12 protein-coding genes are annotated in these 13,226 nt (G+C 41.6%); 1 reads left to right on the top strand and 11 read right to left on the bottom strand.

Going from position 1 to position 13,226, the window contains the following annotated elements; all coding sequences use genetic code 11:
- Nucleotides 1-36: 36 nt before the first annotated feature.
- From T546_RS0118590 to T546_RS0118625, 8 genes are all read right to left on the bottom strand, one after another.
- Complete coding sequence (locus tag T546_RS0118590; protein ID WP_166429838.1) at nt 37-2,133, bottom strand: BglG family transcription antiterminator; 2,097 nt, start codon at nt 2,131-2,133, stop codon at nt 37-39.
- Nucleotides 2,134-2,473: 340 nt separating this feature from the next.
- Nucleotides 2,474-2,956 carry a hypothetical protein gene (locus T546_RS23990; RefSeq protein WP_051629972.1) on the bottom strand — a complete coding sequence of 161 codons (483 nt, stop codon included), beginning with the start codon at nt 2,954-2,956 and terminating at the stop codon, nt 2,474-2,476.
- A 25-nt stretch (nt 2,957-2,981) separates the two neighbouring features.
- On the bottom strand, nt 2,982-3,824 hold the full coding sequence (locus T546_RS23995) for a DUF4886 domain-containing protein (protein ID WP_051629973.1): 843 nt from the start codon (nt 3,822-3,824) through the stop codon (nt 2,982-2,984).
- A 201-nt stretch (nt 3,825-4,025) separates the two neighbouring features.
- A complete protein-coding gene (gene larC / locus T546_RS0118605; RefSeq protein ID WP_034599939.1) occupies nt 4,026-5,576 on the bottom strand; it encodes a nickel pincer cofactor biosynthesis protein LarC in 1,551 nt (516 codons plus the stop codon).
- Nucleotide 5,577: 1 nt separating this feature from the next.
- A complete protein-coding gene (gene larB / locus T546_RS0118610; protein WP_026892926.1) occupies nt 5,578-6,321 on the bottom strand; it encodes a nickel pincer cofactor biosynthesis protein LarB in 744 nt (247 codons plus the stop codon).
- 97 nt (nt 6,322-6,418) lie between these two features.
- Nucleotides 6,419-6,601: a hypothetical protein gene (locus T546_RS0118615; protein ID WP_026892927.1), complete on the bottom strand. Its 183-nt coding sequence runs from the start codon at nt 6,599-6,601 to the stop codon at nt 6,419-6,421.
- Nucleotides 6,602-6,708: 107 nt separating this feature from the next.
- On the bottom strand, nt 6,709-7,425 hold the full coding sequence (locus T546_RS0118620; protein ID WP_026892928.1) for a transglycosylase domain-containing protein: 717 nt from the start codon (nt 7,423-7,425) through the stop codon (nt 6,709-6,711).
- A gap of 416 nt (nt 7,426-7,841) precedes the next feature.
- Nucleotides 7,842-8,393: a LytTR family DNA-binding domain-containing protein gene (locus T546_RS0118625; RefSeq protein WP_026892929.1), complete on the bottom strand. Its 552-nt coding sequence runs from the start codon at nt 8,391-8,393 to the stop codon at nt 7,842-7,844.
- A gap of 178 nt (nt 8,394-8,571) precedes the next feature.
- Between T546_RS0118625 and T546_RS24000 the strand changes: the two genes are divergently transcribed.
- A complete protein-coding gene (locus tag T546_RS24000; RefSeq protein WP_034599941.1) occupies nt 8,572-8,781 on the top strand; it encodes a hypothetical protein in 210 nt (69 codons plus the stop codon).
- 63 nt (nt 8,782-8,844) lie between these two features.
- On the opposite strand, the gene T546_RS0118635 is transcribed toward T546_RS24000, so the two are convergent.
- From T546_RS0118635 to uxuA, 3 genes are all read right to left on the bottom strand, one after another.
- Nucleotides 8,845-10,902 carry a methyl-accepting chemotaxis protein gene (locus tag T546_RS0118635; protein WP_026892930.1) on the bottom strand — a complete coding sequence of 686 codons (2,058 nt, stop codon included), beginning with the start codon at nt 10,900-10,902 and terminating at the stop codon, nt 8,845-8,847.
- A 277-nt stretch (nt 10,903-11,179) separates the two neighbouring features.
- Nucleotides 11,180-12,028 carry an SDR family oxidoreductase gene (locus T546_RS0118640; protein WP_024838589.1) on the bottom strand — a complete coding sequence of 283 codons (849 nt, stop codon included), beginning with the start codon at nt 12,026-12,028 and terminating at the stop codon, nt 11,180-11,182.
- Between the two features lie 17 nt (nt 12,029-12,045).
- Complete coding sequence (uxuA, locus tag T546_RS0118645) at nt 12,046-13,101, bottom strand: mannonate dehydratase (protein ID WP_026892931.1); 1,056 nt, start codon at nt 13,099-13,101, stop codon at nt 12,046-12,048.
- Nucleotides 13,102-13,226 lie beyond the last annotated feature (125 nt).

Consider the following 13,226-nt stretch of genomic DNA (forward strand, 5'->3'; position numbering starts at 1 on the left):
ATATAGCTCATTTACCCTAATTTCCTGACTGGCCCGCTATATGATCAGCTGGTGCAGCTCTTCTACCGTATCTGCCTTCATAAATTTATCATAAGCTGTCCCATCAGAAAATATGGCTGACAGCTCTTTCAGTGCATCCAGATGACTATTTCCATCTGTACTCGCCAGTACAAAAAACAGATTGGCATATTTTTCTTCCGTAAAATAAACCTTTTCTTTTACCTTCAGCAATGACATGGACATCCATCGGACACCAGCTTCCGGTCTGGCGTGGGGAAGCGCAATTCCAGGAGACAGTATTATAAAGGGACCTTCGCTTTCTACTGATAATATCATAGCTTTTGTATAAGCAGGTTCAATACTTCCGTCTTCCTCCAAAGGTTTCGCTGCAAGGTAAATCGCCTCTCTCCAGTCCTTGACTGAATCCTTGACTGTGATCCTGCGTTCTGTCAGCAATTCCTTTAATATCTGGCTTTTTTCTATTCCATATTTAATTCTGACCCTATTTGACTTAATATATTCCTCTATTTTACCCCTCAGATGGATACTGTCCTCAAAACAGACCACTTCTCTTGAAATATCTGTAAAATCTGTGAGAAAACGTGACAGCGGCTCATCCTCGGAAAATTTATGCTCTGTCAGTCTTTTAATTCGTTCTTTGTCACATTCGGTCAAAAACGTGTTTACCACTACTACTGGAATCCCATGCAATTCAATTGGTATGGTGGATACAATCATATCCATATATTCCGTAAACCTGGTCAAATCCTGAAACAGGGAAGCCGTCAGGACTCTTGCCCCTGGCAAAAGATTTTGTATCTGCCCCTGAAGCAGAATGCTGGAATCGGAATTTCCCGCATATACCACCAAAATGCGGGGAGTTCGAACTGTGACATGTCTTACCTTATATAATCCTCCCAGAAAATTAACACTGAGGAGAATACAGTCACTTTCTGTCATTGATTCTTTGAGTTCATCAATTTCTTCCATTGCTAATTGTGTCATTCCAACGATATGAATGTAATGTTTTTTTACTTCCAGACCTAAGGCATTACAGATCCGAAATCCATACTTTTTCCTTAAAAAAACGCATTTTAAGCTAAGGGCCACGCTTTTTATTAATTCGTTCTTATTCTCAAAAAACATCCCAATGAGAGTTTCAAATTTTTGCATGATCCTGTCCGCATAAATGATTAATTTTTCTTCCTTTATGTGAATCGAGGTAACATCTTCCCCCGTCTCTCCCAAGACACAAACAAGCATCCTGGCCAGACATTCTGCCATCCCATTTCTGACCGCATCAAAAAATGGCTTGCCAAATGAGGAGGCTTCGTGCTGTAATACAGTGTCCACCACATCTGACTGATACAGAATGCTGCGTATCCGGCAGTTATAAGCACACATTCGGTGATAATTAGGTATCATATCCTGAGAGATCATATGACCAAGACGTATTCTTCTTGTGACCAGGGTGCAGGAAGCACAAAAAATGTAAAGAGCTTCACGATTGAGAGAAAGGGTGAATTGTTTCGATGCGTTGATGAGCATTTGACCAATGTTCTCAATATCCTTTGCTGGGAATTCAAATAAGGACATAGCCATCTCATAATTTTTAGGAAACAATTCAGAAAAAATCTTTGAGACCACCCATAAGCAGAGCCGGTATATATCATACTCTTCTCCAGTCAGAGAATAGCCATGATTACCAGCTGTATATCCAAGATTGAATTTATCCAGCAGACGATTGACTCCGGCAAGATCCAAAATACAGGTATTTCTGCTGATGCGGAACCGCTCCATGATTTCATGAGTGGAAACAAATTTTTCTCGGATAAGCAGTACGGTGATATAGATTCTTCGCTCTCTTGGAGAGTAGTCAAATTCCTCATAATTGGATTTTGACAGTAGTTTTTTTAATTTTTCTTTTGAATCTCCTTTCCTTATGTAGAGTTCTCTCCGCTGATGTAAGGAATCCTCCCCCAAATGATTCTCAATCAACCAGATCTGGCAATTTTGTATAAGAAGATATGCTGCGCTTTTTGATATATTCAAATATTGCATTACCTCGTGCACACCAATGGGCGTATCACTATTTTTTGAGGCTTCAAGAACAATCCCCATTTGATAATTCAAACGCATATTTTTCCTCTCTAAGGTCCAAGTCCAAATAAGGTCATGGATGCTATTGTACATTACATCTACAATAATGTTATATTCAAAACTATGGTTCGTCAATATTATTCCATTAATTTGTTCTTTTAACTCAAAATATGTATTTTACTATATATTACTCTGTTTTTTTTAGATTTTTTTATATATTTTGCTCAATTTATGTTTTTATTTACGTCAAATTGTCCTCAGATGTTGAATTTTCAGGAATCCAGATATAAAAATCCTGAAAGATTCACATACATTCTATGCTGTCCTTTCAGGATTTTATTTTCCCTCTTATTGGCGGTTTCACAAGTGTATCTTATTGAGAGAGATTAAAAGTCAGGAACAGGAACAGGATCTGGAGAATCAATGCAACGGCTGCCAGTCCAATGCATATTGGCTTTGGATTGTCTCGTTTCGGCGATACGGACTGTGTAATCAGCATAATACCGAAAATAACACCGATCAACAATCCAATCAATCCGCCTGTTGCCATTCCAGACAGAAGCAAAGCTCCTGATAAGATATTGATCCAGGAGGGAACGGTCTTAAATGGGGTATAAGGCTTTTTGGAATTCACGTATATCCCGTCGACTGCAAGATCAACTTTGTTGCCAATGGCCGTAAGATGAAGGGTCTTGCCATCCACCTCAAAAGCTTCATCAAAGAGCCGCATGAACCAGTTGGTATTCTGCACGATAGTTCCAACACCGTCTACGGTTCGCTTTCCTTTTATAAAGCCAGGTGTGTATATAATCTCATGTTGATTCCCATCAATCGTAACGTTCCATTTGTTCTTCACAATTTAACCTCCAAATATGTTGTTCTTAATTCATTCCTGCCGCTATCTTCTGCAGCTTTAGTGCGGTAAACCCATCAAGCTCTTCCGGATAGCTAAGTCCCTCCGGAGATTGTTCATAGAGAACCTTATATAAGGTGCATGCTGCCAGATAAGTCCCGGCAATGGACGGATGGGTTCCGTCTGCATCCCATAGTTCAATGTCCGGATTGGTATTTGCACACCTCATAAATGCGATTCCAGCTGGTGCCAGGAGCGCGTTCCGCTCTTTTGAAATATTTAAATAATTCTCTGCCATCAAGGTCTGCATCTCTTCCCTTGTATTCCCCACTTCACTGCCAAGCAGCTTTCGGGATACGCCATCCTTATAAGCCCAGGTCATCAGAAATACAGACTGTCCGCCGCCAGCCCGGACCTTATTATCAAGAGCCCTTGCCGCCGGAAACATAACCTCCTGCCCAAAGGCAGAAATTCCGCTCTGTTCCTGCATCACCACATAATCCCAGGTATAATTTTCAATGGCATCCAGTGCCTCGGCACCTATCTCATCCGTCTCATCTGCAAAATACGCCAGGCGATAGCTTCCTTCCGTCAACTCATAAATTTCGGGAACAAATCCACCGCTTAAGCTCAGCCTTTCAAAAACCGTGGGAAGGTCATTGACATAGGTCATGCTGTTTCCAAGAAATAAAATAATGGGTTTCGTCTTTACCTCAGCCGGTTTTTTCAAATTCAATTCCTGGTCAAAGTTCATGACATTAACCTTTAAGCTGTTGGCACAACTGGAGATAAAGAAGAAAACCCCGGCAAAAACTACGCCGACAAGAATTATAATTCCTATCCCGGCTTTCATCCATACAGATTTTTTCATACTTACACCCCAAAATAAAATCATTTATATAGTTATCGACCGAATGCTCCGAAATTATAGTAAATATCGACAAAATTTTATTTTTTAACATTTTTTAACCATTTTTTTAGCCAAAAAGGCAAAATTCAGCGGCGGCTCCCTTGAATTTATGGTATCTGGAACCGCCGAAGCTGTAAATCTTTATTAAATTTATGCTCCCATTTAGAGATTTTCAGTAATATGACGGATTCTGTCATATACGGTCTGAAAATCCATACCAGTCTGTTTGCATATACTTCTTACACTTTCATACTCGGGATAACAAAAGGTTCTTTCCTTCCAGGAGCAAACCTTAACTTCTGCCTCTCCCCACTCTGTCTTTATGAGCTTCTTTTCCCGGCCAAGAATCGTTCTCTCCACCGGATATCTCCTGACTCCGATGGTCGTTGTCTGAAGAAATAAAAGCTCTTCCATTGCCTTGACATCCTTTTGTTTACAGAGAACTGAAATCATATAGGCAGGCCGGCTCTTTTTCATATAGATGGGTGTATTCCAGACATCAGCCGCTCCTGCTTCCAGTAAAGCTTCCATGGCAAATCCTAACATCTCACCGCTGCAATCGTCAATATTCGCCTCCAGGACCCACATGGTTTCATTCGGCTCCTCTTCTTCAGGAACTTCAAGAATCATTGCCCGAAGGACATTGGCATGCTTAAAATCCTTTTTCCCCGCTCCCATTCCAGTTTTAAGGATGCGAAAGGTTTCTGGCAGATTCTTTCTGGTGTTAAGTGCGGCTGCAATGGCAGCGCCGGTAGGTGTCACCATCTCACCCATGGTGTCCGTAAACCGAAGCTTAAGTCCATACTGGGATGCTATATTTACTGTGGCCGGAACCGGAACCGGGATGACACCATGCTGGCAGCGTACATTACCAAACCCTTCCGAAAGGGGAGAGACCACCACCTCTGTCACTCCCAGATTATCGATACAAACAGCCGCACTTATGATATCAACAATGGAATCTATGGCCCCTACCTCATGAAAATGGACCTGGCTGATTGGAAGCGCATGAGCCTTTGACTCTGCTTCTGCCACTATTTCAAACATGCGCTTTGCTATATGTTTTACATTGTTGCCGGCTTCCAGCCGGTCTATGATCTCATAGATGTCTTGCAGATTGCGGTGGGGATGGCTGTGGCTATGGTTCTCACCATGGCTATGCCCATCACTATGGCTATGGTCTTGGCTGTGGTTATGTTCTTCATTTTGATAGTGGTTGTATCCGTCACTGTGACTATGGTCCTCACCATGGCTATGGTCGTCGCTATGATCATGACTGTATTCGTTGCCGTGACTATGTTCCTCGCCATGGCTATGGTCATCGCTATGGTCATGACTGTATTCGTCGCCGTGACTATGTTCCTCGCTATGGTTATGGCTATATCCATCGCTGTGTCTTTGCTCTTCACCATGGCTATGTCCGTCACTGTGGCTATGCTCCTCGTCATGATTATGGCCTACATCATGGCTATGGCCTACATCATGACTATGCCCAATCATTTTGTCATGCTCATCCTCCAGGTGAACCTGAAAATCAAATGCATCAATCCCGCACTTTTTTGCCCGTCCAAATTGCAGATGGTATCCGTCCACCTTCAGGCTTTCCAAAGCTTTTAAAAGTACCTCACGGTCAGCACCAAGGTCTAAAAGCGCGCCTACGGTCATATCTCCGCTAATACCCGAATTACATTCCAAGTAAAGTATTTTCTTCATTTTATTTCTCCGCAATCCGATTGATTTGTGTCGCAATGTATCCGGCTCCGTAGCCGTTGTCAATGTTTACAACGGAAATTCCGTTCGCACAGGAATTGAGCATGGTTAAGAGGGCGGATAGTCCGTGGAAGCTGGCTCCGTAGCCTACAGAGGTTGGAACTGCCACCACCGGACACTCCGAAAGGCCAGCTATTACCGTACCTAAAGCTCCCTCCATACCGGCAACTGCAATAATACAATTGGCTTTTATCAGCCGTTCCCTTTGGGATAAGAGCCTGTGGATGCCGGCAACTCCCACGTCAAAGACCCGGTCCACATGACAGCCGAAATACTCTGCCGTCTGTGCCGCTTCCTCTGCCACGGGAATGTCAGCCGTCCCGCCGGTACAAACGGCGATACAGCCTTTCCTTTCTTTTTCCGGTTTTTCCGCTTTCAATATTCTGGAAATAGGATCGTAGGTTATTTGAGGAAGGACCGCTTTTACCAGTTCATACTGTTCTTTCGTTGCCCTGGTTCCAAAGACCTCTCCATCCCGATCGTATAAGCGTTTATAGATTTCCACCAGGTAAGAGTCCGGTTTTCCCTGGCAGAATATGGTCTCTCCAAACCCGGAACGCAGTTTCCTGTGATGATCAAGCTTCGCATATCCAAGTTCTTCATAGGGAAGATCCTTTAACAGCTGTTCTGCCGTATCCATATCCATTTCTCCAGACTTAACCTGCAAAAGCATTTCTCTAACGTCCATAAATCCCAACCTTTCCCCGATAAAAAAGGTACCAGAAACTATCATGCTTTTCTGGTACCTGCTTTTATTTATCACTGCCTGTCCGTATCCGCTGTCTTTATGAAGAATATCGTTCCGTTGTCTCTTCCAGCACAAGTACCTTGGCACTTTTTACTGGACCCTTTATGTTTGCGCCTGACTTTTTTCCACTGAAATAACTGTAGGATCCGGCACACAGCAGAACTACGATCAGAACAAACACCAAAAGCATCAGCTTATTGTATAAATCCTTATCCTCCATACTGTTTCCCCTTTTCCTTTGTAATCATACTATGAGGCAGAATTCCAATTAGAACGCCCTGTCTTTTCTATCATTATACCTTTTGTTGTATCATTGTTCAAGTAAAATCAGTTGATTGATACAATCTGCTGGGCTACGGTCTCCACTTCATCTGAGGAAAAATATCCACATGCCTCCATTCTTGCAAGCACTTTCTTCTGTCTCATCTGAGCCAGCTTTAAATTCTTTGTTGGGGCGTATTTGGAAGGGGCATTGGGTACTCCGGCTAAAAGTGTGCTTTCATAATCCGTCATTTCTTCTGGTGATTTATTAAAATATCCCATACTGGCATCACCGACGCTGTAATATCCTTCGCCGAAATAAATGCAATTTACATATAATTCGAATATTTGATCTTTTGTATAATGTTTCTCTAATTCAAAGGCCATAAGCACTTCTGCGACTTTTCTGGTAAGCTCTTTATCCTGATTAAAATAGAGATTCTTTGCAAGCTGCTGAGTGATGGTGCTTCCTCCCTCTACAAAACGGCCTGCCTGAATATCATTTAAAACGGCACGGCCAATGGCAATTACATCAATTCCATTGTGCTTGAAAAAACGCTTATCTTCTACAGATACCACTGCATTTATATAAACATCAGGAAGATCTTTAATAGAGGTATATCCGTCTTTATCCTGTATGGCTTCCACACGTTCCTTCAGACTGTCCTCACTTAATACATCTCGGTAAAGCTCATAACCTTTATGTACCACAGTGAATCCGGTCAACAGACAAACTGTGACAAATAAAAACAATATTGTTCTTGTTATTTTTCCAAGTTTCATACGTTCACTGCCTCCTTTTTGGTTATTTCTCTTTGTTACTGATTTGATTGTATCATAGACTTCCATTGAAATCAGGAATAATTCCTTATATTTCCCTAAAGTTTTCGGACTGTTTATAACAATTTTATTACATTTCTTACAAATACAGGAATTATATCATTTTATAAAGAGGTTTTCCTTATTTATTGAAGCGTTCCATGAGATTATAAAATAAAAAACAGACAGCAAATTCGGCAAAATTTGCTGTCTGTCCTGATATGATAGAGATTTACAAGATATGATTGATAGAAATAAAATGCCGAAGAATGAATGAAATCAGTTGTTTTTCTGAATGGGACAACAATATCATTTGTTTCATGCACCTGCAATGGGCTTTGCGCTTTTTGCTTGTTTTATTGCGCTTTTTCGACAATTTTCTACAAAAGCATGAAATTGATTTCCAGAAACTTAAGGTATTTTTTTTCAAACTTCTTTCTTCTTGTGTCATTTACATACAGAACATCACCGTTCTGCATCTCAATGGCCTCTCCTTTTACATTTTTCACGTATTGCATATTTACTATATTATGGCGATTGATCCGGATGAAGTGGTCACTTGGAAGCTTTCCTTCCTCTTCATCTAACTTTGCCCGAATCCGTATTCTTTCATTTTCTATTACCACGCTTGTTTTCCGGTAATAGGATTCCAGAAAAAATATATCCTGGATGTCAAACACCCAGGTATGACCGTTAAAAAATGCAGTATACTTTTCTCTCATATCCACCTGCCTGATTATTTCCCCGCAGGAAGCCGTTCCCCCTTTTGGATAGATCACTATCACATCGTACGCGGCGCAATCCAACATCGGAAGAAGCTTCTCTTCCATGGAAAAATAATCGACTTTTAACAAATGTTTTCTGCTGTCTGAAATTTCTTTTTCCTGTAATTCAGCCAGCTGTTTATCATTTGCGAAAAAGGCAATTTTCATATATCATTTCCTCCATCATTCTAAATTCTTTTCTGGACTAAATCGCCCCGCACTTTTTATAACGATGAAAGCAAAAAAATATAACGTAAATTATGGATATAATTCCTCAATGAATAATAACTGTATTTTTCCTTACACTAAACAAATAAGAAATTCACCCATTGAAAGGAGAAATCATATGAGTTCCAATAGCGAAGAAAAAGAGAAGGACATCATAAAATCAAAACTGGCCAAAAATAATTATGATATTGATATTCAGGCCTGTTCCTCTATGGACTGTACCGGTCTTATTCCTGCCACACCAGGAACAGAGGAAGAACTGGAAGCATACCAGGATATTTATCACTACATTCCACATGCCAATGTAAAAAAGGACGAAACAAAATAGATGAAATAAAAAAACAGCAATACCAAAAAGACAAAATCTGCTTTGGTATTGCTGTTATTTATTTTATCGAATCTTAAACCGGCTCATAAGCTGACTTAAATTCTCTGCCTGTCCGGAAAGCTCCTCACTGGCTGCAGCACTTTCTTCGGCTGTGGCGGAGTTGCTTTGAACAACGGCTGAAATCTGTTCAATTCCTGCGGTTACCTCTTTTACCTTTTCGCTCTGCTCTTTTAATTCCTCTGCAGACTGCTCAATGGCTGAAACCATGCTCTTTGTCTCTGCCAGAATTGTATTTAAGGAATCTCCGGTAGAACCTGCCAGCTGGGTTCCCTTGTTAACGGCCTGAATGGTATCGGCAACAAGGCTTGATGTATCCTTTGCTGCGTTGGCACTCTTACCTGCAAGGTTTCTTACCTCATCCGCAACGACTGCAAAGCCTTTTCCTGCTTCTCCTGCACGGGCTGCTTCTACTGCTGCGTTAAGAGCCAGAATGTTGGTCTGGAATGCGATGTCTTCAATCAGCTTATTGACCTTTTCAATCTCTTTGGACTTCCGGCTGATCTGATCCATGGACTCCATCATCTCATGCATCTTCTCATTGCCTTCTTCCATTGCTTTACCAACATGTCCTGCCTGCTTATTCATGCCTACAACAGAACTTGCAGTATTCATGAGGCTGACTGAAATTTCATTGACAGAAGAGGAAAGTTCCTCAACGGCTGCTGCCTGCTCTACTGCTCCCTGACTTAAGTTCTGAGCTCCAGAGGATACCTGGGCGCTGCTCTTTGCAACTTCGTCAGCAGAAATTTCTACAGTTTCCATGGTCTTTGCAAGCATATCTTCCGTTCTCTGGATTGCCTGCTGAACCATAACATAATCTCCCTTGAAGTCCGTTATTTCTGATGGACGGAAATCTCCGGAAGCAATCTTGTCTAAAACCTTTATGATGGTGTGATTTGTATTTCTTACGCTCTGCACGTAGTTGTTCGCTTCCTCTGCAAGAATACCAATCTCATCTTTTCTGTTAACAACTGGTACTTCACTGAATAAATCACCCTCAGATAAAGACTTCATACGCTTTGCAATGGCTGAAATTGGTCCGGCAATTGGTGCAGCAAATCTAAATGCCATGATACAGCCTAATGCGATGGAAGCTATTCCCAGAATAATCATTGCAGCAACAACGGTATAGATTGAAGTCGTTGTTTCATTCACCGGAGCAACAACTCCAAGTGCCCAGCCGTCTGCTCCTGTTACCGGACTGTAGTAACAGAATCTGGTGGATCCATTTAATGTGTAAGTACCGATTCCTGTTTTTCCGGTAATCATGGTCTGATAGGTACGAGCGGCTGACTGATAAGATTTGTCTGTTTTAGACATCTCAATAAAATTCTGACGCTGATTCACCACATCAGGTTCGATACATGCAATCATAGTTCCTGTCTTATCAATTAAGAATGCATTTCCGCTCTTACCAATACGAAGGTCCTGAATTAAGTTGCTTAATACAGCGCCATCGTAAGTGGCAACAAGAATACCAAGATCATAAGGTGCGGCAACACGGATTACCAGCTGATTATTGCTGTCGAGTTCTGTCGTTGAAACTGCTGTTTCTCCGTTTAAAGCCTTCTTTATGTATTCACGGTCGGAATAATTATCTCCCACGTGATCTCCGCTTGCGCTGCGGGTGACCACTCCCTGCTGGGTAATCACTTCCAGATCCTTATAGCCATAAAGCTTACACTGATTTGTTAAGTACTCGGTTACAACTCGTGAGTTAATGGACTTTAAGCTTCCGCCCTGAGTACTGGCTTCGATGTTCGTCTTCATCTGGCTAAGATTCTGTACGATCAGGCTGTTTACCAGCTTCCCGGTGGATTCCAGATCGCTTTTTACAACGTCCGTGATCCCTTTGTAGCTGACTGAGATGCTGATGACCATATTTGTTACAGTCAGTGCAAGAATAATTGAGATGATGAACATGAGCATCTTCATCTTCAATGATTTCATGGTAAGCTTAGCAGAAAACAGTGCTCCCACTTTTCTTTCCTTTTTCTTTTTTACTCCTTTCCCCTCTTTTTCACTTCTCTGAAACCATTTCTTTTCCCCCGAAGTCTTCATAGTTTTGTGCTCCTTGTCTTGTCATTGGTGATGTGTACCATTACAAATTATACATGGCTTTTACTATTATATCCTATTTTGTAATATTTTGTCAACGTATCCATAAATTGACAATATATTACATATATTTCATTTATAGTACCAGTTGACGCAACTTCAAGGAACATAATAAAAAGATATCTCTTTTATCAAGAATGACAAAAAAAGATATCTTTTTATAAGGTATATTTATATGTTATTGAAAGACAGAATGCTCCCGGCTACAGGGGACAGTCTCTTATACTCCGGAATAAGCGGAGAAACCACCGTCAATTGGGAGTACTACGCCTGTAATAAAGCTTGCTGCCTCATTGTTTAAGAAGAATAAGAGTGCTCCATTTAACTCGCTGGCATCTCCGAACCGTCCCATTGGAGTTGCGGAAAGAATCTTTTCCGTTCTCTTGGTAGGAGTTCCGTCCTCATTAAATAAAAGCTTTTCATTCTGCTGTGTTACGAAAAATCCTGGTGCTATGGCATTCACGCGGATTCCTACCTTGGAGAAGTGAACCGCCAGCCACTGAGTGAAGTTGCTGATGGCTGCTTTTGCTCCGCTGTAAGCTGGAATCTTAGTCAGGGGGGTAAAGGCATTCATAGAAGAGATATTTAAAATGCTGCAGCCTTCTCTTCCGATCATATCCTTTGCAAAAATCTGACAGGGAAGCAGGGTTCCTAAGAAGTTTAAGTTAAATACAAATTCAACGCCAGACTGATCTAAGTCGAAGAAGGATTTCACATCTGCCTCTATATCTCCCATTTCAAAGTATTCTTTATCTGTGTTGGCTCTTGCATTGTTTCCGCCTGCACCGTTGATTAAGATATCACAAGGTCCCAGTTCTGCCAGAATGCTAGCGTGAACCTCTTCCAGGCTGCTTCGTTCCAGTACATTTGCCTTATATGCTTTAGCTGTGAAGCCTTCTTTTTCAATGGTATCAGCGATTTCCTTTGCTGCCTGCTCGTTTAAATCAAGAACTGCAACCTTTGCTCCCGCCTCTGCAAGTGTCTTTGCAAACATGCCGCATAATACACCGCCAGCTCCTGTTACAACTGCTACTTTTCCGCTTAAATCTGTTCCAAATGTCAATGCCATGGTATCGCCCTTCTTTCTCATTTGCTTGTTTTTTCAATCGCTTCCCATAAACCGTTTAAATAGGTAGCACCAAGGGCACGGTCATACAGTCCGTATCCAGCCCGTCCGGTCTCTCCCCAGATCATGCGTCCGTGATCCGGGCGCACATAACCATCGAAGCCATTGTCATGAAGAGCCTTTAAAATGGCAAACATATCGAGGGAGCCGCATTTGGATAAATGAGCACGCTCTTCAAAGCCCTTGTTATCTTCAAGAACTTTTACATTTCTGGCATGTACAAAGTGAACGCGTCCCATAGCTGCATACTTGGCTGCCATCTTAACAACGTCATTTTGGTTGGAACAGCCTAAGGAGCCGGTACAAAGAGTGATTCCGTTATGAGGATCGTCTACCAGCTTTAAGAAGCGGTCCAGATTCTTCTCATCGGTGATAATTCTTGGAAGACCAAAGATGCTCCAGCATGGGTCATCCTCATGAATGGCCATATTGATACCGCACTCTGCTGCCACTGGAATGATTTTTTCCAGGAAATACTTTAAGTTATTCCAAAGATCTTCCTCAGACATGGAATTGTATTCACTTACCACCTGCTTTAATTCTTCTCTTGTATAGCTGGAATCCCAGCCTGGAAGAGTTAAATCGCCTTCTGACTCCAGAGGATTTACCTTATCCACCTGATCCTGATAATACACAAGAGTGGTAGAGCCATCCTCCAGCACATGATCAAGCTGGGTTCTGGTCCAGTCAAATACTGGCATGAAGTTATAGCAAACGCACTTGATTCCTGCTTCTGCCACTCTTCTGATATTTTCGCAGTAGTTTGCAATGTACTGTTCTCTGCTTGGTTTCCCTAATTTAATATCTTCATGAACCGGTATGCTTTCAATCACTTCAAAAGCAAGTCCTGCTTCCTCTGTTTCTTTCTTTAAATGTGCAATGGTCTCACGGCTCCATACTTCACCAACCGGAACATCGTATACAGCGGTTACGATGGAATACATTCCTGGAATCTGTCTTATGTTCTGTAATGTAACCTTGTCATCGTCCCCATACCATCTGAATGATAATTTCATTAAAATACCTCCTTTTTTGTTCGGATCATTAGTATGGATTTAGTATATACAAAATACGGAAGTAATACCATGGATTAATTTGCCGTTCACATTGCAAATCTTGCGGTCATGTCCTATAATGAAAA

The sequence above is a fragment of the [Clostridium] aerotolerans DSM 5434 genome (genome assembly GCF_000687555.1).
In the GTDB taxonomy this organism is placed as follows: Bacteria; Bacillota; Clostridia; order Lachnospirales; family Lachnospiraceae; genus Lacrimispora; species Lacrimispora aerotolerans.

Coding starts and splice junctions, on each gene's coding strand:
- T546_RS0118620 (WP_026892928.1), bottom strand. CDS start 7,425: ATGAAACTTGGAAAAATAACAAGAACAATATTGTTTTTATTTGTCACA.
- T546_RS23995 (WP_051629973.1), bottom strand. CDS start 3,824: ATGAAAAAATCTGTATGGATGAAAGCCGGGATAGGAATTATAATTCTT.
- larC (WP_034599939.1), bottom strand. CDS start 5,576: ATGAAGAAAATACTTTACTTGGAATGTAATTCGGGTATTAGCGGAGAT.
- T546_RS0118640 (WP_024838589.1), bottom strand. CDS start 12,028: ATGGCATTGACATTTGGAACAGATTTAAGCGGAAAAGTAGCAGTTGTA.
- T546_RS0118615 (WP_026892927.1), bottom strand. CDS start 6,601: ATGGAGGATAAGGATTTATACAATAAGCTGATGCTTTTGGTGTTTGTT.
- T546_RS0118635 (WP_026892930.1), bottom strand. CDS start 10,902: ATGAAGACTTCGGGGGAAAAGAAATGGTTTCAGAGAAGTGAAAAAGAG.
- T546_RS0118625 (WP_026892929.1), bottom strand. CDS start 8,393: ATGAAAATTGCCTTTTTCGCAAATGATAAACAGCTGGCTGAATTACAG.
- uxuA (WP_026892931.1), bottom strand. CDS start 13,101: ATGAAATTATCATTCAGATGGTATGGGGACGATGACAAGGTTACATTA.
- larB (WP_026892926.1), bottom strand. CDS start 6,321: ATGGACGTTAGAGAAATGCTTTTGCAGGTTAAGTCTGGAGAAATGGAT.
- T546_RS24000 (WP_034599941.1), top strand. CDS start 8,572: ATGAGTTCCAATAGCGAAGAAAAAGAGAAGGACATCATAAAATCAAAA.